Consider the following 17833-nt stretch of genomic DNA (forward strand, 5'->3'; position numbering starts at 1 on the left):
ACGCTCGCGGCCAGGGGGACCCCCACTAGGCTGCACCTATGCGGGTTGGCGTGCTGGGAGCAAAGGGCAAAGTCGGTGCGACGATGGTGCAGGCGGTGCAGGCCGCCGATGATCTGACCCTGTCCGCCGAAGTGGACGCCGACGACCCGCTGACACTGCTGACCGACAGCCAGACCGAGGTCGTCATCGACTTCACCCATCCCGACGTCGTGATGGATAACCTGAAGTTCTTGATCGACAACGGGATTCATGCAGTCGTCGGAACCACCGGCTTCACCGACGAACGGCTGCAACAGGTTCGGTCGTGGCTGGCCGCCAAACCGGGCACCGCGGCGATCATCGCGCCCAACTTCGCGATCGGGGCGGTGCTGTGCATGCACTTCGCCAAGCAGGCCGCGCCGTTCTACGAGTCGGTGGAAGTCATCGAACTGCACCACCCACACAAGGCCGACGCTCCTTCAGGCACCGCGGCACGCACCGCCGAACTGATCGCCGAGGCTCGAAAAGACTTGCCGCCCAACCCCGATGCCACCAGCACCAGCCTGCCCGGAGCCCGCGGCGCCGACGTCGACGGCGTGCCTGTGCACTCGGTGCGGCTGGCCGGCCTGGTGGCCCACCAGGAAGTGTTGTTCGGCACCGCGGGCGAAACGCTGACCATCCGCCACGACAGCATCGACCGCAGCTCGTTTGTACCTGGTGTGCTGTTGGCGGTCCGCCGGGTGGCCGAACACCCGGGCCTGACAATAGGCATCGAATCGCTACTGAACTTGCAATGACCAGAGCGCTCCGTCTCCAGCTGCTGATCGCGTTCATGTGCGTGGCGCTGCTGGTGTACCTGGTGCTGCTCGGTCGCACCGCCCTGCTGCTGATCGGCTCGGGCCGCGCCGCCGGCATCATGCTGGGCGCCGCGCTGCTGATACTGCCCCTCATCGGGTTGTGGGCGATGGTGGCCACCCTGCGTGCCGGTTTCGCCCACCAGAAGCTCGCGCGGCTGATCGCCGACGACGGAATGGAACTCGACGTCAGCGCGCTGCCGCGGCGTCCCTCCGGGCGCATCGACAAAGACGCCGCCGACGTACTGTTCGACACCGTCCGCAACGAACTGCACGACGACCCGGACAACTGGCGGCGCTGGTACCGGCTGGCCCGCGCCTACGACTATGCCGGTGACCGCAGCCGCGCGCGGGAAGCCATGAAGAAGGCCGTCGAGCTGCAGGCGCACGAATGACCAAGAAGCTCTTGGTGATTCACCATACCCCGTCGCCCGCTACTCGCGAGCTGCTGGAGGCCGTGCTCGCCGGGGCCAGCGACCCCGAGATCGACGGCGTGGACGTCGTCGTGCGACCGGCGCTGGCCGGAACGGTCCCGGACATGCTCGACGCCGACGGCTACCTGTTCGGGACGACGGCCAACCTCGGTTACATGTCCGGGGCGCTCAAGCATTTCTTCGACACGGTGTATTACCCGAGCCTGGATCATGTGGCGGGCCGGCCATACGGTCTATGGGTGCATGGCAACAACGACACCGTCGGCGCGGCGACCGCGGTGGACAAGGTGGCTACCGGGTTGTCGTTGGCCAAGGCCGCCGACGTGCTCGAGGTCGTCGGCGGAATCGATGCCGCGATTCGCGAGCGGGCTTACGAGTTGGGTGGGACGCTGGCTGCGACACTGATGGAGTGAGCTGATGAGCGCAGTTATCGAGATTCCAAGGGGCCACAATCCGTTCCCGACGACGGGGGTGACCCGGGACCGCGACGGCATCCCGCACTACGACGAACTGCCGGCCACATTGCTGGACGTGCTCGCCCACCACGTCGAGACCCGGCCGGGCAGCGAGGCCGTCGCGGAAGTGGGCGCCGAACGCCTGACCTACCAACAGCTCTGGGACGCCGCAGCGCGAGTAGCCGGCGGTCTGCGCGCGGACGGACTGCAACGAGGTGACCGCGTCGCGCTGCGATACCCGGCCGGCCTCAACTGGGTGCTCGCGTTCTGGGGCACCGTCATGGCCGGCGGGGTGGCGGTCCCGGTCAACACCCGGTCGGCCGGGCCGGAGGTCGAGTTCATCCTGTCCGACGCCGGCGCCCGGGTTGACCTGGCCGCAGACACGGCCCTGCCCGACGGCGAACCCTATGTGGCGCAGGGACTCGATCGCACCGACGTCGCCGCACTGTTCTACACCTCGGGCACCACCGGGCGGCCCAAAGGCGTGCCCACCACTCACGAGGCGTTTCTGACCAACGCCGAAAACATGGTGCGCTGTGTGGGTCTCGAGCGTGACGCCGCCGAGGAATTCCGCACCCTCATATCGGTGCCGCTGTTCCACGTGACCGGCTGCAACTCCCAACTGCTGGCCGCCGCTTACGTGGGCGGCGCGTCGGTGATCATGCCCGCACTGGATCTTGTCCAACTGATACGGACATTGTCCGCCGAACGGATCTCCTCCATGGTGACCGTCCCCGCTGTCTACGCATTGCTGTTGAGGCACAACGATTTCAAGGACGCCGACGTGTCCGGCGTCCGGTGGGTCGGCTACGGGGGCGCGCCTATCGCGCCGTCTTTGGTGGCCGCGGTCAAGGATGCGTTTCCAAACGCGAAGGTGTTCAACGGGTACGGGATGACCGAAACCGCCTCGCTGATGACGACATTGCCCCACGACGACGCCGTCGAGCACGCCGACTCGGTCGGTTACGCGGTGCCCTCGGTGGACCTTGGTGTCGTCCCTTACGGCGACGACCCGACGGTGGGGGAGTTGGTGACGCGCGGCGCCAACGTGACGGCGGGCTACTGGAACCGGCCGGAAGCCACCGCCGCCACCATCGTCGACGGCTGGCTGCACACCGGCGACGTGGTTCGGGTCGACGACGCCGGGCGGGTGCACATCGTCGACCGGCTCAAGGACATCATCAACCGTGGCGGCGAGAACGTCTCCAGCGTCGAGGTCGAGGCGGCGTTGCTGTCGGCGCCCGGTGTCGCCGACGCCTGCGTGCTGGCGGTACCCGACGAAGTGATGGGTGAGAAGGTCGGCGCGGTGCTATACGGCGAGCAAATAGATGTACCTGCAGTGCTGGACCATTGCCGAGGGCAACTCGCCGATTTCAAGGTTCCCCAGTACGTCACCGTGGTCGACCAGCCGTTGCCCCGCAACCCCGGCGGCAAACTACTCAAAGGCCAACTGCGCGAACAGGTGCAGTGGGGTCCGGCGCTGCGATGACCCTGCTGGTCGCCAACCGCGGCGAAATCGCACTGCGGATCATCCGCACCGCAACCGAATTGGACATCGGCACCGTCGCGGTGTACGCCGAAGACGACGCCGACAGCCCGCATGTGCATGCCGCCGACGAAGCCATCGGCTTGTCGGACACCGGTCCCGCCGCATACCTGGATCACGCCGCGATGCTGGCGGCGGCCAAGCAGTCCGGCGCCGAGCTGATCCACCCCGGCTATGGGTTCCTGTCCGAGAACCCGGAATTCGCGCGCGCCTGCGCCGCAGCGGGATATACGTTCGTCGGGCCGGATCCCGACGCACTCGAGTTGTTCGGCAACAAGTCGGCCGCCCGCCGGGCGGCCGCCGAGGCGGGAATTCCGGTGTTGGCGGCCACCGAAGGTCCCAGCAGCGTCGAGGAGATACGGGAGTTTGCGGCAGGGCAGCCGGACGGCATCGTGATCAAAGCGCTGGCCGGTGGCGGTGGGCGTGGTATGCGAATCGTCAAAGACGCCGCCGCTATCGACGACGCGTACCGCCACTGCGCTGCCGAGGCCCAACTCGGCTTCGGCGACTCGGCGGTGTTCGCCGAGGCCTTGTTCGACAATGCTCGGCACATCGAAGTGCAGATCGTCGCGACACCAGACCGTGCCCTCGCGCTGGGTGACCGGGACTGCAGCATCCAGCGCCGCTACCAGAAGCTCGTCGAAATCGCGCCGGCGCAAGGAATTTCCACGGCGTTGCGCCGTGACCTGCACCGCGCCGCGGCCGTGCTGTGTGCCCGGGTCGGGTACCGCGGGCTGGCCACGGTCGAATTCCTGGTCGCCGGTGAACAGTTCGTCTTCCTCGAGGTCAACCCGCGAATCCAGGTGGAGCACACCGTGACCGAGGAGGTCACCGGGATAGACCTCGTCGCGCTGCAGCTGGGAATTGCTCGCGGCGCGTCGTTCCACCAGCTGCGGTTGCCGGCCGGCATCGTCGCCGACGGAACGGAAGTCACCGGAGCGCCCGCGGCGGTGCGCGGTATCGCGATCCAGACCCGGGTCAACATGGAGACCATCGACGCCGACGGGTCGGTCGTGCCTGCCGGGGGCACTCTCAGCGTGTTCTCGCCGCCGAGCGGCCCGGGAGTGCGCGTCGACACCTACGGGCGACCCGGGTTGACGCCGAGCCCGCGCTACGACTCATTGCTGGCAAAGGTGATCACCCACGTCCGCGGATCGTCGTTTCCCGCTGCGATGCGCAAAGCGCAGACGGCGCTGGAAGAGTTCGGCATCGAGGGCATCCGCACCAACATCGGGTTCCTGCGGGAGGTGCTGTCGCACATCCAGATTCAGTCGGAGGTGGTGACGACGGGATTCGTCGACGCGAACCTTCCCGCGCTGGCCACAGCCGCGATGTCGCATCACTCCGAAGTCCGCGTCGCACCTCTCGAGCTGTACCCGGGTGAGGAGGTACTGCGCGCACAACTTGCCGGCACCGTCGTCGACATCGCGCCCGACGGTGCCGAGTTGACCGCGGGCCAGCAGGTCGTCGTGCTCGAGGCCATGAAGATGCAGCACGTGCTGGCCGCACCGGATGCGCTGCGCACGGTGCGAAACCTCGTGACGCCGGGACAGGTCGTCGGAACGGGCGATCCGCTGGTGGTTTTCACCCGCACGAGGGCCGGTGCAACCGGCGAGACCGCGGCCGAACTCGACCTCGACCGCAGCCGCGCCGACCTCGACGAAGTCCGTCGCCGCCACCTGCTCACCCTCGACGAGGGCCGGCCGGCCGCTGTCGCCAAGCGGCACAAGCAGAATCGCCGCACCGCGCGCGAGAACATCGCCGACCTGGTGGACCCCGGCAGCTTCGTCGAGTACGGCGCGTTAGCGGTCGCCGCGCAGCGCAGCCGGCGCTCCGAAGAGGACCTGATCGCCAACACGCCGGCCGACGGCCTGGTCGCCGGACTGGCCCGAATCAACGGGGGCGAGGCCGCGGTGCTGTCCTACGACTACACCGTGCTCGCCGGCACGCAGGGCATGCGCAACCATGCGAAAACCGACCGCGTCTTCGATGTGGCTGCCCGCAAAGGGATTCCGCTGGTGCTGTTCGCCGAAGGCGGCGGCGGCCGGCCCGGCGACACCGACGTCGCCAACATCGCCGGACTGGACGTGCCGACCTTCCGCGCACTGGGCGCGCTGAGCGGACGGGTGCCGCTGGTGTCGATTGTCTCCGGACGGTGCTTCGCCGGCAACGCCGCGCTGGCCGGGACGTGCGACGTGATCATCGCGACTCCGGACGCCAACATCGGCATGGGCGGGCCCGCGATGATCGAGGGCGGCGGGCTGGGAGTGTACCGGCCGGAGGACATCGGACCGATCGACGTGCAGCGCCGCAACGGGGTAGTTGGCCTGGCCGCGCGCGACGAGGCCCACGCTGTCGCGCTGGCCAAGCAGTACCTGTCCTACTTTCAGGGCGGCATCGACGACTGGGAGGCGCCCGATCCGCGGCTGGCTCGGCATGTGGTGCCGGAGAACAGGTTACGGGCCTACGACGTGCACCGCGCCATCGAATCGGTTGTCGATGTTGATTCGGTGCTGGAGCTGCGTCCCGACTACGGCGTCGGCGTGGTCACCGCACTGGTCCGCGTCGAGGGCACGCCGTATGGGCTGCTGGCCAACAGCAGCCATCATCTCGGCGGGGCGATCGACGCCGAGGCGGCCGACAAGATCGCCGACTTCCTGATCTTGTGCGAATGCTTTGGGCTGCCGATCGTCTCGCTATGCGACACCCCGGGATTCATGGTCGGTCCGGACGCCGAAGTCGACGGTGCCGTGCGACGGATGAGCCGGCTGTTCGTGCACGGCGCACGGCTGACCGTGCCGTTCGGAATGATCATTCTGCGCAAGGGTTACGGCCTGGGCGCGATGGCGATGGCCGGCGGCTCCTTTCATGCCCCGGAGTTCACCGTCGCCTGGCCGACGGGCGAGATCGGCGGGATGGGTCTGGAAGGCGCTGTGCGGCTGGGGTTTTCCAAGGAGCTGGCCGCCGAGTCGGATCCCGTCGAACGGCAGAAGCTGTTCGACAAGCTGGTCGAGGCCGCCTACCAGCACGGCAAGGCGCTCACGTCGGCCACCACGTTCGAGCTCGACGACGTGATCGACCCGGCGGACTCCCGGGCGTGGATCGCCAGGTTGTCGCGGCGCTGAGCACGCGCCCCCGGCTGCGCTCCCATAATACGAACCTGACGTCAAATTCAGGTAGCATCGGTGGCATGGATACGACGGCGCCTGCTCGCCAACCGCCGGCGACGGTGCGTGGTGCCCGGACCCGGGCCGCCCTGATTGCCGCCGCACGCAAGGTGTTCGAGCGGGACGGCTATCTCGATGCCAAGCTGAGCGACATCACCAAGGCGGCGCGTTGCGCGACCGGGTCGTTCTACACCTACTTCGCGAACAAGGAAGAGATCTTTGCCGCCGTCCTCGCGGAAGCGCAGCAAGACATGATGCATCCGGGCATAGGCCGGGTGAGCGACACCGACAACCCGTACGCGGTGTTAGAGGCCAGCAATCGTGCCTACCTGGAGGCATACCGGCGCAATGCCAAGCTGATGGGTCTGCTCGAACAGGTCGCGCACGTGGACCCGAAGTTCCACGAGTTGCGGAGGCGCCGGGCCGACGCATTCATCCAGCGCAACGCTCGCGGGATCGCCGATTTGCAGGCGCGGGGGATCGCCGATCCCGGCATCGATCCGTTGCTCGCCTCGCGGGCGCTATCGGGCATGGTCAGCCGGCTGGCCTACAGCGTCTTCACTCGCGGGGAGGCAGACGACGATGCGCAGGTCGACTTCGAGGAGCTGGTGTTCACCGTGACCCGGCTGTGGGCCAACGCGCTGCGGTTCGGCGGATCATGACCGATCCGACAGTTGAACTTGAGTCCGGATTCAAGTAGGGTCGTGATTCATTCGGGCTCTACCCTTGTGAGGAAGAAGATCCCTTTGTGAAGGTTGACCAGAAGGTCGCCATCGTCACCGGCGGTGGCGGCGGCATCGGCGGCGCACTGGCCGCGAAGCTGACCCAACAGGGCGCGCAGGTCGTCGTCGCCGACCTCGACGCCGACGCCGCCAAGGCGGTGGCGGACGCAATCAACACAGCGCAACCCGGTAGGGCCGTCAGTGCGGGCGCGGATGCATCCGACACTGCGCAGATCCAGCGCTTGATCGATCTCGCGGAACGCGAATTCGGCCCAGTGGACCTGTATTTCGCCAACGCGGGCATCACCGGTGCGGCCGGCCTCGACGTCAGCGAGGCAGATTGGGACCGGTCCATCGACGTCAACCTGCGCGCGCACATCCGGGCCGCCCAATTGCTGGTGCCCGGCTGGATCGAGCGCGGCGAAGGATATTTCGTGTCCACCGCCTCGGCGGCCGGGCTGCTCACCCAGCTCGGTTCGGCCACCTACTCCGTCACCAAGCACGCGGCTGTGGGCTTCGCCGAGTGGCTCAACATCACCTACGGCGATCAGGGGGTGCGGGTCAGCTGCCTGTGCCCGATGGGAGTGAACACCAAACTGCTGTACTCCGGGGAACAGTCCGGCGACCCGCTGGGCGACCTCGCCACCCGCGCGGTCACCACCGCCGGCACCGTGTTGGAACCCGACGCGGTCGCCGACATCGTCCTGGAGGCTGTCGGCGACGAGCGGTTCCTGATCCTTCCGCACCCGGAAGTGCTGGAGATGTACCGCCACAAGGCAACCGATTACGACCGTTGGCTGCGCGGCATGCGCCGCTACCAGCGCAGTCTGCTGAGTTGACAGGAGCCGCGATGTCGCTGTTCGAATTGTCCGATCGCGCAAAGAAATACCAGGCGGATCTGCTGGAGTTCATGGATTCGCACGTCTACCCGGCCGAAGCCGTCTACGACGAGCAGATGCGGCAATCCGGCGACCCTCACTTCCAGCCGCCGATCATGGAAGAGCTCAAGGCCGAGGCCCGCGAGCGCGGACTGTGGAACCTTTTTCACCCGCACCCGGAGTGGGGGCCCGGGCTGACCAATCTGGAGTACGCGCCGCTGGCGGAGATCATGGGGCGCAGCCACCTTGCCTCCGAGGCGTGCAACTGCAGCGCACCCGACACCGGAAACATGGAAGTGCTCACGCTGTTCGGCAGCGACGAGCACAAGGAGAAATACCTCAAGCCGCTGCTCGCCGGGACCATTCGCTCGGCGTTCGCGATGACCGAGCCGCAGGTGGCCAGCTCGGACGCCACCAACGTGCAGCTGTCGATGGTGCGCGACGGCGACGGGTATGTGCTCAACGGCCGGAAGTGGTTCGCGTCCAACGCTTTACACCGGAACTGCAAAGTGATGATCGTGATGGGCAAGACCGACCCGACGGCCGCCCCGCACCGCCAGCAGTCGATGATGGTCGTGCCCATCGACGCTCCCGGCGTCACCGTGATGCGCGGCCTGCCCGTGTTCGGCTACCAGGACCGCGAGGGCCACGCCGAGATCGACTTCAAAGACGTTCGGGTGCCGGCCAAAGATGTGCTCAAGGGCGAGGGTGAGGGCTTCGCGATCAGCCAGGCGCGCCTCGGTCCCGGACGCATCCACCACTGCATGCGCGCAATCGGCATGGCCGAGCGGGCGCTCGAATTGCTCTGCACGCGTGCCCAATCCCGGGTCACCTTCGGCAAACCGATCAGCGAGAACGCCAACATTCAGGATTGGATTGCCGAGTCGCGCATCGACATCGAGATGATCCGGCTGCTCACCCTCAAGGCCGCCTACCTGATGGACACCGTTGGCAACAAGGCGGCGCAGACCGAGATCGCCGCGATCAAGGTCGCGGCCCCGCAAGTGGCGCTGAAAGTCGTCGACCGCGCCATCCAGGTACACGGCGGCGGCGGCGTCACCGACGACTTTCCGCTGGCCATGGCATGGGCACACCTGCGCACGCTACGTTTGGCCGACGGTCCCGACGAGGTGCACAAGCGCGCAATCGCCCGCCGCGAACTGCGCAAGTACCAGGAGGCAAGCCAACGATGACGTCACCCGACTTCAAAGGTCGCACCGCGATCGTCACCGGAGCATCCCGCGGGATCGGGCTGGCCATTGCGCAGCGGCTGGGCGAGGGGGGCGCGAACGTCGTACTCACGTCGCGCAAACAGGAGAGCGCGGACGCCGCGGCAGCGCAGGTGAATGGCAACGCGTTGGGTGTCGGTGCCCATGCGGTCGACGAAGAGGCCGCGCAACGGTGCGTCGAAACCACCCTGGACCGGTTCGGCAGCATCGACATCCTGGTCAACAACGCCGGAACCAACCCCGCCTACGGGCCACTGATCGAGCAGGACCATGCACGTTTTGCCAAGACCTTCGACGTCAACCTGTGGGCGCCGCTGCTGTGGACATCGCTGGTGGTCAAGGCGTGGATGGGCGAGCATGGCGGCGCGGTGGTCAACACCGCCTCGATCGGCGGTCTGCATTTCGGGGCCTACATGGGGATGTACAACGCGACCAAGGCTGCGCTGATTCACGTGACCAAGCAACTGGCGCTGGAACTTTCGCCGCGGGTGCGGGTCAACGCGATCTGCCCGGGTGTGGTGCGCACCCGGCTCGCCGAGGCGCTGTGGAAGGACCATGAGGACCCGCTCTCGTCGTCGATCGCATTGGGCCGCATCGGCGAACCGGTCGATGTGGCAGGCGCGGTGGCGTTTTTGGTCTCGGATGCGGCGAGCTGGATCACCGGCGAAGCCATGGTGATCGACGGCGGGCAGCTGCTCGGCGACGCGTCGGCGTTCCGGGGCTGACGGCCGCCGTCACCACTGCAGCCGGCGGGCCACCTCGCCATAGCGCTCGATGCGCTCCTGATTGGCCAGCGCGTTGTAGAGCACCAGCCGGGTGGCGAACCCGGCGTATTTCTCGGTGAGCGCGTCGGCCAGCTTGTCCCACGTCGACTCGGTGGCGAAGGCGGCCAGGTGCTCGTCGGTAATCTGGGCCGCCATGCCGGCGACGTCGCCGGCCTTCTGCTTTTCCCGGATCCGCGCGGTGGTGCCCTCGAAGCCGGCCTCGTCCCAGATGAACGCGTAATTGGGCGTGCTTCCGTAGAAGGCCAGACCGGCGCGCGCGGTTTCTCTTTCCTTGTCGCGCTCCTCGTCGCTGTCGCCCACGATCGTCATCTCCGGCACGATCACCGCGATGTCCGACACGGCTCGTCCGGCTTTCGCCGCTCCCTCGGCGATGTTCGGCAGCGCGTGCCGGGTGAGGTAGCCGGGCTCGGCCAGCGGATGGATGTGCACGCCGTCGGCCACTTCGCCGGCCATCCGCAGCATCCACGGATTCACCGCCGCAATATCGACTTTGGGGTCGGGACAGTCAATAGGGCCCGGGCTCCACTGCGGGGTGATGAAGTCGAGGTCGTAGAACTCGCCGTGGTAATCGAGCTGCCCGGACCGAAACGCCGCGAAGCACGCCTTCACCGCCAGCACGTAGTCGCGCAGCCGTGGGCCCGGCCGCTCGAACGCCGCGCCGTAGCGCCGCTCGATGTGACGGCGCACCTGAGTCCCCAGCCCCAGCCGGAATTTCCCGCCGGTGGCCTGCTGAAGTTCCCACGCCGTCGTCGCCGTGACGAAGGGACTGCGCGGGAATGCCACCGCGACGCCCGTCGACAACTCGAGCCCGGGCGCGGCTTGCGAGGCCACCGCGGCGTTGAGGTAGGCCGTGCGGCCGGTCTCGGTGAACAACAGACCGGAGAACCCGGCCGATTGAGTTCGCCTCGCCAAATCGCCGATCTGGCCCAGCGGCGCGGGCGTCGTCATCGCGTCGACGTGCATGGCGCCGGCGACTAGAGCTTGGCCCCGAAGAAGTCGCGCATCGCCGTCCAGTGCCGCTCGGCGGCGTCGGCGTCATACGGCGGGTTGTCCGGCACGGCGAAACCATGCTCGGCCGGATAGGTCTCGATGGTGTGCTCGACGCCGGCCGCGGTCAGCGCCTTGTCGAGCTGCTCGGCGTGCTCCGCGGTGAACGAGCCGTCGTTGCGCGCGCCGGCTACGTAGATGGCGCCCTGGATCTGGTCGGCCAGCAGATGCGGGCTGTCGGCGCTGTCGGTGACCAGCCCGCCGCCGTGGAACGACGCGGCCGCCGCGACCCGCTCCGGCTGGCGACCCGCCACCACCAGCGACGTCCGCCCGCCCATGCAGTAGCCGCACACGCCGAACCGGTCACCTTTGACCTCCGGCCGGTCGGCGAGGTAGTTGAAAAACGCCTCGGCGTCGATCGCCATCTTCAGCGGCGTGACGGTGCCGATCATCGAGAACAGCCGCTGACGTTCTTTCGGGTCGCTGAACGCGGTCGACATGTCGAACGGCTCCCAGTCGCCCGAGCGGTAGTACACGTCGGGCAGCAGCACGACGTAACCGAAACCGGCCAGCTTGGCGGCCATCTCGTAGAAGGTGTCGCGCACCCCGCCGGCGTCGGGATACATGACCACACCGGGCCACGGGCCCTCCCCGTCGGGGGTATACAGGCGGACCGTGCAGTCCCCGTCTTGGGTGGTGACACTGTCGGTGATGTTCGGCATGGTTACCGTTCTACTCGCTACGCTGAGGGGCGTGCCGATCGCCACACCGTACGAGGATTTGCTGCGCCTGGTACTCGAGCAGGGCACGCCGAAAGCCGACCGCACCGGCACCGGCACCCGCAGCCTGTTCGGTCATCAGATGCGCTACGACCTCTCGGCCGGCTTCCCGCTGATCACCACCAAGAAGGTGCACTACAAATCGGTGATCTATGAGCTGCTGTGGTTTTTGCGCGGCGACTCCAACATCGGCTGGCTGCACGAGCACGGCGTCACGATCTGGGACGAATGGGCTTCTGCCACAGGCGATCTCGGACCGATCTACGGTGTTCAGTGGCGCTCCTGGCCCACGCCGTCGGGCCAGCACGTCGACCAGATCAGTGCCGCGGTGGACTTGCTGCGCACCGACCCCGACTCGCGGCGCATCATCGTGTCGGCCTGGAACGTCGGCGACATCCCGCAGATGGCGCTGCCGCCGTGTCATCTGCTGTTTCAGTTCTACGTGGCCGAGCAGAAGCTGAGCTGTCAGCTCTACCAGCGCAGCGCCGACCTGTTTCTCGGCGTGCCGTTCAACATCGCCAGCTACGCGCTGCTGACTCACATGATGGCCGCCCAGGCCGGCCTCGGGGTGGGCGAGTTCATCTGGACCGGCGGCGACTGCCACATCTACGACAATCACGTCGAGCAGGTGACCGAGCAATTGCGCCGCGAGCCGCGGCCGTATCCCGAACTTGTTCTGGCGCCAAGGGCTTCGATCTTCGACTACACCTACGACGACATCGTCATCAAGAACTACGACCCGCATCCGGCGATCAAAGCGCCCGTCGCCGTATGACGAGCCTGATCTGGGCCCAGTCGACGTCGGGGATCATCGGCCGTGCTGGCGGCATTCCGTGGCGGCTGCCCGAGGACCAGGTCCGCTTCAAGGAACTCACGATGGGCCACACCGTGGTGATGGGCCGGCTGACCTGGGAATCGCTGCCTGCCCGGTTCCGGCCGCTGCCCGGCCGCAGAAATGTCGTGCTGACCCGCCAGCCTGGTTACGCCGCCGAAGGTGCGCAGGTCGTCGAAACCATCGAGCAAGCACTCACCGAACCGGAGACGTGGGTGATCGGCGGCGAGCAGATCTACGCGCTCGCAATGCCATGGGCCACGCGCTGTGAGGTCACCGAGGTCGAGATCGACCTTCCCCGCGACGACGGCGACGTGCTGGCTCCGGTTCTCGACGAGACGTGGACGGGCACGACGGGGGAGTGGCTGACCAGTAGCACGGGGCTGCGCTACCGGCTGCACAGTTATCGGCGTTGATAGCAGCAGCCGTTCGAGCGTGACATACTCGGCTGGGAGCGGTTTTACCGTGTGTGCCAAGCATTTCAGAAGGGAGAATATTCAGTGACAACTGGATCTCAACCCAAGTTCTCTCGCGTGGTGGTTGGCTACGATCCGGTGGCTGTCGATGCGTGTATCGACGAGTTGATCGCCAAGCAGCAGTTACTGCTCGACGACATCGAGACCCTAAGGGCCCGGCTGAAAGAATCGTGCGATGAAGTAGCGGCCCTTCGGAAAGAGGTCGCTTTCCTCAACGACACCTCGCCGTCGCCGCACGCAGTGCCGCAGCGGATGTCGAAACTGTTGCGGCATGCCATCGACGAGGTGTCCGAGATGCAGGCCGAGGCCAAGGCCGAGGTGCAGGCGCTGGTAGCGACCATCGAGTCCGAGGCTGAAACCGCGCACCGAAAGCACGAGGAGCTGTTGGCGGACATGGCCGCGCAGCGAAGCGCCCTGGACGCCGAGTGTGCCGAAACCAGGAGCCAACTCGAAGCCGAGTGTGCCGAAACGAGGCGCCAACTCGAAGAGGAACTGGCCGGCAAGCGCGCAGAGGCGCAGTCGGAGATCGACGACGCGATGCAAAAAGCTCAACAGGAGCGCGACCAGCTGCTCGCCGAGGCCAGGCAGGAGGCCGAGCGCCTTCGCGAGGAGGCGCGCCGAGTGGTCGACGAGGCCAGTGCGCAGCGGATCAAGATCCTGGAACAACTGATGGACGTCTACCGCGGGGTTGAAACGATTCCGGCCGCTTTGGAGTCGGCGTACCAGGATCGCGACAAACCGCCGGAGGCCGGCGTGGTGGTGCCCTTCGAGCAGAAGAGAAGCACTGGCTAACACGCTGACCGCGGCACAGGCCCGCAGGATAGCCGTTGCGGCGCAGGGGTTTAGCGAGCAGCGCCCCGCCAGGCGGATCGATCGTGCGCATCTGCGGCGGTTGATATCCAGAATTCAAGTGCTGCAACTGGATTCGGTGTCGGTCACGGTGCGTGCGCACTATGCGCCGGTGTTCAGCCGGCTCGGCCCGTACGACCGCGACGTGCTGGACCGGGCGGCGTGGAGCCACAGCACGCGTTCGCCGCGGCTGTTGGTCGAGTACTGGGCGCACGAGGCGGCGCTGATGGCCGTCGACGACTGGCCGCTGCTGCGCTGGCGGATGCGGCAGTACCGACACGGCCGCTGGGGCACCCACATCGTCAAGGCCAACCCGCGGCTAGCCGACGACATCGTGGCCGCCGTCGCGCAACTCGGGCCGTGTACCGCCGGGCAGATCGAGGCCCACCTGGCCGCCGAACCGCGGACCACCAAGGGCGCCTGGTGGAACCGCAGCGACACCAAGTGGGTCGCCGAGGCGCTGTTCGCCGCCGGCGTGCTCACGACCGCCACCCGGGTAGGGTTCGCCCGGCACTACGACCTGACCGAGAACGTGCTGCCGCCCGACGTGCTCGGACGGCAGGTCGACCACGCGGACGCCATCCGCGAGTTGGTGCTGCGGGCCGCCGCCGCGCTGGGCGTGGGCACCGAGGCCGACATCCGCGACTACTTCCGGTTGAGCGCCCAGCAGGCCAAGCCGGCGATCGCCAAGCTGGTCGCCGACGGCGAGCTGGAACGGGTGAGCGTGGACGGCTGGTCGGCGCCGGCCTATCTGCGCGCCGGGCAGGCGGTGCCGCGGCTCGACCGCGGCACGGCGCTGCTGTGTCCGTTCGATCCGCTGATCTTCTTCCGGTCGCGGGTGGAGCGGCTGTTCGGATTCCACTACCGCATCGAGATCTACACACCGGCGGCCAAGCGCCGGTACGGCTACTACGTCTGGCCGTTCCTGCTCGACGGTGAACTGGTCGGCCGGGTCGACCTCAAGGCGGACCGTAGCCGCGATGCGCTGCACGTGGTGGGTGCCTTTGTTGAACCGGAGCAGTCGCCGTCGCGGGTGGCTGCGGCGCTGGCCGACGAACTGGCGACGATGGCGTCGTGGCTCGGGCTGAGTGACGTCACGGTCGGCGACCGCGGCGACCTGGCCGGCGAACTGCGCGCAACGATCAGCTAGGCCACACCTGTCGGGCAACCCGCTGAAAATTCCCGCCGAGCACCGCGGTGACGTCGGCATCGGACCAGCCGCGCTCGCGAAGGTGCCCGCCGATCGTGGCGAAGGTTTCCGGTGGCATCCATTGGATGGGTCCCCAGCGGGTGTAGCTGTCGTCGAAGAATTGCGTGTTGGCGTCCAGTTCGGTGACGAAGTCGGCGTAGTCGAAGGAGAAGTCGGTGCTGATGCCGACGTGGTCGATCCCGACCAGTTCGACGGCGTATTCGAGGTGACGGGTCATCGCCTCGAGGGTGGGGGTGTTGGGGCCCAGGAAGATCCCGACGCCGGTGATGCCCACGACGCCGCCGGTGGCCGCGCAGGCGCGCGCCTGGTCGTCGGTGATGTTCCGCGGGTGATCCCACACTGCCCGCATGCAGGAGTGGCTGTAAATGACTGGGCTGCTGGAGATTTCGCACATGTCCAGGCCGGTGCGGGCGCTGCAGTGCGAGCCGTCGGGCACCATACCTGCAGCGTTCATCGCGCCGACCAGCGACCGGCCCCAGGCCGTCAGCCCGTCGTCCCGCGCGTCGAGGCATCCGCAGCCGGCGGCGTTGGCGTAGTTGTAGGTGGGCAGCATCGTGCGCACGCCGAGATCGGCGAACACCCGCACGTTGTCGAGATCGCCGTCCAGCGGCCGCGAGTCTTCCAGGTCGAACGCCACCGCCGTGCGGCCTGAGCGGGCGATCGTCGGGACATCCTCGGCGGCGTCGGCCAACTCGAGGTCGGGGTGCGCGTCGATTGATCGCCGGAAGTGGTTCAACAGCGCCGACGCGTCGTCGAAGGAGTGCGGTGCGTACCCGGCGTTGACGGACACGAACGCCCCGCTCGGGTAGCGGGTCAGCTCCGAAACGTCGGCGTCGAGTTGCAGCGGCAGGCACGCGTGTTGGTCCCACAGCAGTGGCGTCATGTAGAGGAATCTTGGTCGCTCGGGACTCGCTCGATCAACACTGTCCCGGCCGCCCGATAGGGTGAGCGCCGTGGCCGAGACCGCGCCGCTGCGCGTGCAATTGATCGCCAAGACCGAGTTCTTGGCGCCCCCCGACGTGCCGTGGAGCACCGACGCCGACGGCGGTCAGGCGCTGCTCGAGTTCGCCGGCCGGGCCTGCTACCAGAGCTGGTCCAAGCCCAACCCGAAGACCGCGACAAACGCCGACTACCTGCGGCACATCATCGACGTCGGGCATTTCTCGGTGCTCGAGCACGCCAGCGTGTCGTTCTACATCACCGGGATCTCCCGATCGTGCACCCACGAGCTGATCCGGCACCGGCACTTCTCCTACTCCCAGCTCTCCCAGCGCTACGTGCCGGAAAAGAATTCGCAGGTCGTGGTGCCGCCGGGGATGGAAGACGACCCCGAGCTGCAGCAGATCCTGACCGCCGCGGCCGACGCCAGCCGCGCCACCTACACCGAGCTGCTGGCCAAACTGGAGGCCAAGTTCATGGCGGGTGAGCCCGCCGGAAGTCTGGGGGTCCTGCGGCGCAAACAGGCCCGTCAGGCCGCCCGTGCCGTGCTGCCCAACGCCACTGAGACCCGCATCGTCGTCACCGGCAACTACCGGGCCTGGCGGCACTTCATCGCCATGCGGGCCAGCGAGCACGCCGACGTGGAAATCCGGCGGCTGGCCATCGCGTGCCTGCGCCAGCTCGTCGACGTCGCGCCCGCGGTGTTCGCCGATTTTCAGATCGCCGCGCTGGCCGACGGCAGCGAGGTCGCGACCAGTCCGCTTGCGACGGAGGCTTGAGGAGGCCAGGTAACCTTGGCACCGTGACTACCGGCGGAATCGACGTCCACGCCCGCCTGGGCGCCCTGCTCACCGCGATGGTGACGCCGTTCACGCCGGACGGTTCCCTGGACCTGCCCGCCGCCGCGCGGCTGGCGAACCACCTCGTCGACGCGGGCTGCGACGGGCTGGTGGTGTCCGGCACCACCGGCGAGTCGCCGACCACGACCGACGCCGAGAAACTCGCCCTGCTGGGCACTGTGCTGGAGGCGGTCGGCGACCGCGCCCGGATCGTCGCCGGCGCGGGCACCTACGACACCGCACACAGCGTCCACCTGGCCAAGGCGTGCGCCGCCGAGGGCGCACACGGACTGCTGGTCGTGACGCCGTACTACTCGAAGCCGCCGCAGAGCGGGCTGATCGCCCACTTCACCGCCGTCGCCGACGCCACCCCGTTGCCGGTACTGCTCTACGACGTCCCGCCCCGGACGGTGGTGCCGATCGCCCCCGAAACGATCCGCGTGTTGGCGTCGCACCCGAACATCGTCGGTGTCAAAGACGCCAAGGGTGCCTTGGACATCGGTGGGCAGTTGATCGCCGAAACCGGGCTGGTCTACTACTCGGGCGACGACGCACTGAACCTGCCCTGGCTGGCGATGGGCGCCGTCGGCTTCATCAGCGTGTGGAGCCACGTGGCCGCGGGTCCGCTGCGAGAAATGTTGTCCGCGTTCAACGCCGGCGACGTCGCGACGGCCCGCAAGATCAACGCCTCATTGGCCCCGCTCGGTGCAGCCCAAACCCGGTTGGGCGGGGTGACGATGTCGAAGGCCGGCCTGCGCCTGCAGGGCATCGAGGTGGGCGACCCACGGTTGCCGCAGATGCCCGCGACCGGCGCAGAAGTGGACGCGTTGGCGGCCGACATGCGTGCCGCGTCGGTGCTGCGGTGAGATTCAA

18 protein-coding genes are annotated in these 17833 nt (G+C 67.5%); 15 read left to right on the forward strand and 3 right to left on the reverse strand.

The window, feature by feature from the left end; all coding sequences use genetic code 11:
- Positions 1-38: 38 nt before the first annotated feature.
- The 9 genes from dapB to MFM001_RS17330 all read left to right on the forward strand — a co-directional run bounded on the left by dapB (position 39) and on the right by MFM001_RS17330 (position 9989).
- Positions 39-776 carry a 4-hydroxy-tetrahydrodipicolinate reductase gene (gene dapB, locus MFM001_RS17290; RefSeq protein ID WP_116376501.1) on the forward strand — a complete coding sequence of 246 codons (738 nt, stop codon included), beginning with the start codon at positions 39-41 and terminating at the stop codon, positions 774-776.
- Positions 773-1228, forward strand: coding sequence for a hypothetical protein (locus tag MFM001_RS17295; RefSeq protein ID WP_116376502.1), 456 nt, complete (start codon positions 773-775; stop codon positions 1226-1228). Before dapB ends, MFM001_RS17295 begins: the two co-directional genes overlap by 4 nt.
- Complete coding sequence (locus MFM001_RS17300; RefSeq protein ID WP_116376503.1) at positions 1225-1680, forward strand: flavodoxin family protein; 456 nt, start codon at positions 1225-1227, stop codon at positions 1678-1680. The genes MFM001_RS17295 and MFM001_RS17300 overlap by 4 nt, the downstream gene beginning before the upstream one ends.
- A gap of 4 nt (positions 1681-1684) precedes the next feature.
- Complete coding sequence (locus tag MFM001_RS17305; protein ID WP_116376504.1) at positions 1685-3211, forward strand: class I adenylate-forming enzyme family protein; 1527 nt, start codon at positions 1685-1687, stop codon at positions 3209-3211.
- Positions 3208-6393: a carboxyl transferase domain-containing protein gene (locus tag MFM001_RS17310; protein WP_116376642.1), complete on the forward strand. Its 3186-nt coding sequence runs from the start codon at positions 3208-3210 to the stop codon at positions 6391-6393. Before MFM001_RS17305 ends, MFM001_RS17310 begins: the two co-directional genes overlap by 4 nt.
- Before the next feature lie 65 nt (positions 6394-6458).
- Complete coding sequence (locus tag MFM001_RS17315) at positions 6459-7097, forward strand: TetR/AcrR family transcriptional regulator (protein ID WP_116376505.1); 639 nt, start codon at positions 6459-6461, stop codon at positions 7095-7097.
- 86 nt (positions 7098-7183) lie between these two features.
- The gene (locus MFM001_RS17320; protein WP_116376506.1) at positions 7184-7996 is read left to right on the forward strand and encodes an SDR family NAD(P)-dependent oxidoreductase; all 813 of its coding nucleotides are present in this window, start codon (positions 7184-7186) and stop codon (positions 7994-7996) included.
- 11 nt (positions 7997-8007) lie between these two features.
- Positions 8008-9228, forward strand: coding sequence for an acyl-CoA dehydrogenase family protein (locus MFM001_RS17325; RefSeq protein ID WP_116376507.1), 1221 nt, complete (start codon positions 8008-8010; stop codon positions 9226-9228).
- Positions 9225-9989 (forward strand): SDR family oxidoreductase, encoded by a 765-nt coding sequence (locus MFM001_RS17330; protein ID WP_116376508.1) that lies wholly within the window; start codon positions 9225-9227, stop codon positions 9987-9989. The genes MFM001_RS17325 and MFM001_RS17330 overlap by 4 nt, the downstream gene beginning before the upstream one ends.
- 9 nt (positions 9990-9998) lie before the next feature.
- Here MFM001_RS17330 and MFM001_RS17335 read toward each other — a convergent pair whose 3' ends face one another.
- Both MFM001_RS17335 and MFM001_RS17340 read right to left on the reverse strand, forming a co-directional pair.
- The gene (locus MFM001_RS17335) at positions 9999-11012 is read right to left on the reverse strand and encodes a TIGR03617 family F420-dependent LLM class oxidoreductase (RefSeq protein WP_116376509.1); all 1014 of its coding nucleotides are present in this window, start codon (positions 11010-11012) and stop codon (positions 9999-10001) included.
- Between the two features lie 11 nt (positions 11013-11023).
- Positions 11024-11758, reverse strand: a complete 735-nt coding sequence (locus MFM001_RS17340; protein ID WP_116376510.1) for a dienelactone hydrolase family protein — start codon at positions 11756-11758, stop codon at positions 11024-11026.
- A gap of 31 nt (positions 11759-11789) precedes the next feature.
- Here MFM001_RS17340 and MFM001_RS17345 point away from each other — a divergent pair, with 31 nt between their 5' ends.
- From MFM001_RS17345 to MFM001_RS17360, 4 genes are all read left to right on the forward strand, one after another.
- Positions 11790-12590 (forward strand): thymidylate synthase, encoded by an 801-nt coding sequence (locus MFM001_RS17345; RefSeq protein WP_116376511.1) that lies wholly within the window; start codon positions 11790-11792, stop codon positions 12588-12590.
- A complete protein-coding gene (locus MFM001_RS17350; protein ID WP_116376512.1) occupies positions 12587-13063 on the forward strand; it encodes a dihydrofolate reductase in 477 nt (158 codons plus the stop codon). The genes MFM001_RS17345 and MFM001_RS17350 overlap by 4 nt, the downstream gene beginning before the upstream one ends.
- 84 nt (positions 13064-13147) lie before the next feature.
- Positions 13148-13915, forward strand: coding sequence for an ATP synthase F0 subunit B (locus tag MFM001_RS17355; protein ID WP_116376513.1), 768 nt, complete (start codon positions 13148-13150; stop codon positions 13913-13915).
- Positions 13908-15122 (forward strand): winged helix-turn-helix domain-containing protein, encoded by a 1215-nt coding sequence (locus tag MFM001_RS17360; RefSeq protein ID WP_116376643.1) that lies wholly within the window; start codon positions 13908-13910, stop codon positions 15120-15122. Before MFM001_RS17355 ends, MFM001_RS17360 begins: the two co-directional genes overlap by 8 nt.
- Here the strand turns inward: MFM001_RS17360 and MFM001_RS17365 are convergent.
- The gene (locus MFM001_RS17365; RefSeq protein ID WP_116376514.1) at positions 15115-16065 is read right to left on the reverse strand and encodes a dipeptidase; all 951 of its coding nucleotides are present in this window, start codon (positions 16063-16065) and stop codon (positions 15115-15117) included. The two genes, MFM001_RS17360 and MFM001_RS17365, sit on opposite strands and share 8 nt — an antisense overlap.
- Positions 16066-16135: 70 nt before the next feature.
- On the opposite strand from MFM001_RS17365, the gene thyX reads away from it, so the two are divergent.
- Positions 16136-16900, forward strand: coding sequence for an FAD-dependent thymidylate synthase (gene thyX / locus MFM001_RS17370; RefSeq protein ID WP_116376644.1), 765 nt, complete (start codon positions 16136-16138; stop codon positions 16898-16900).
- Between the two features lie 23 nt (positions 16901-16923).
- Complete coding sequence (gene dapA, locus MFM001_RS17375) at positions 16924-17826, forward strand: 4-hydroxy-tetrahydrodipicolinate synthase (protein WP_116376515.1); 903 nt, start codon at positions 16924-16926, stop codon at positions 17824-17826.
- Positions 17827-17833 lie beyond the last annotated feature (7 nt).

Origin of the sequence: Mycobacterium sp. MFM001 (genome assembly GCF_003402475.1) — a bacterium.
Classification (GTDB): Bacteria; Actinomycetota; Actinomycetes; order Mycobacteriales; family Mycobacteriaceae; genus Mycobacterium.

What these genes read in the sequence shown, in the direction of transcription:
- dapB (WP_116376501.1), top strand. Translation starts at nt 39, where the DNA reads ATGCGGGTTGGCGTGCTGGGAGCAAAGGGCAAAGTCGGTGCGACGATG.
- MFM001_RS17295 (WP_116376502.1), top strand. Translation starts at nt 773, where the DNA reads ATGACCAGAGCGCTCCGTCTCCAGCTGCTGATCGCGTTCATGTGCGTG.
- MFM001_RS17300 (WP_116376503.1), top strand. Translation starts at nt 1,225, where the DNA reads ATGACCAAGAAGCTCTTGGTGATTCACCATACCCCGTCGCCCGCTACT.
- MFM001_RS17305 (WP_116376504.1), top strand. Translation starts at nt 1,685, where the DNA reads ATGAGCGCAGTTATCGAGATTCCAAGGGGCCACAATCCGTTCCCGACG.
- MFM001_RS17310 (WP_116376642.1), top strand. Translation starts at nt 3,208, where the DNA reads ATGACCCTGCTGGTCGCCAACCGCGGCGAAATCGCACTGCGGATCATC.
- MFM001_RS17315 (WP_116376505.1), top strand. Translation starts at nt 6,459, where the DNA reads ATGGATACGACGGCGCCTGCTCGCCAACCGCCGGCGACGGTGCGTGGT.
- MFM001_RS17325 (WP_116376507.1), top strand. Translation starts at nt 8,008, where the DNA reads ATGTCGCTGTTCGAATTGTCCGATCGCGCAAAGAAATACCAGGCGGAT.
- MFM001_RS17330 (WP_116376508.1), top strand. Translation starts at nt 9,225, where the DNA reads ATGACGTCACCCGACTTCAAAGGTCGCACCGCGATCGTCACCGGAGCA.
- MFM001_RS17335 (WP_116376509.1), bottom strand. Translation starts at nt 11,012, where the DNA reads ATGCACGTCGACGCGATGACGACGCCCGCGCCGCTGGGCCAGATCGGC.
- MFM001_RS17340 (WP_116376510.1), bottom strand. Translation starts at nt 11,758, where the DNA reads ATGCCGAACATCACCGACAGTGTCACCACCCAAGACGGGGACTGCACG.
- MFM001_RS17350 (WP_116376512.1), top strand. Translation starts at nt 12,587, where the DNA reads ATGACGAGCCTGATCTGGGCCCAGTCGACGTCGGGGATCATCGGCCGT.
- MFM001_RS17365 (WP_116376514.1), bottom strand. Translation starts at nt 16,065, where the DNA reads ATGACGCCACTGCTGTGGGACCAACACGCGTGCCTGCCGCTGCAACTC.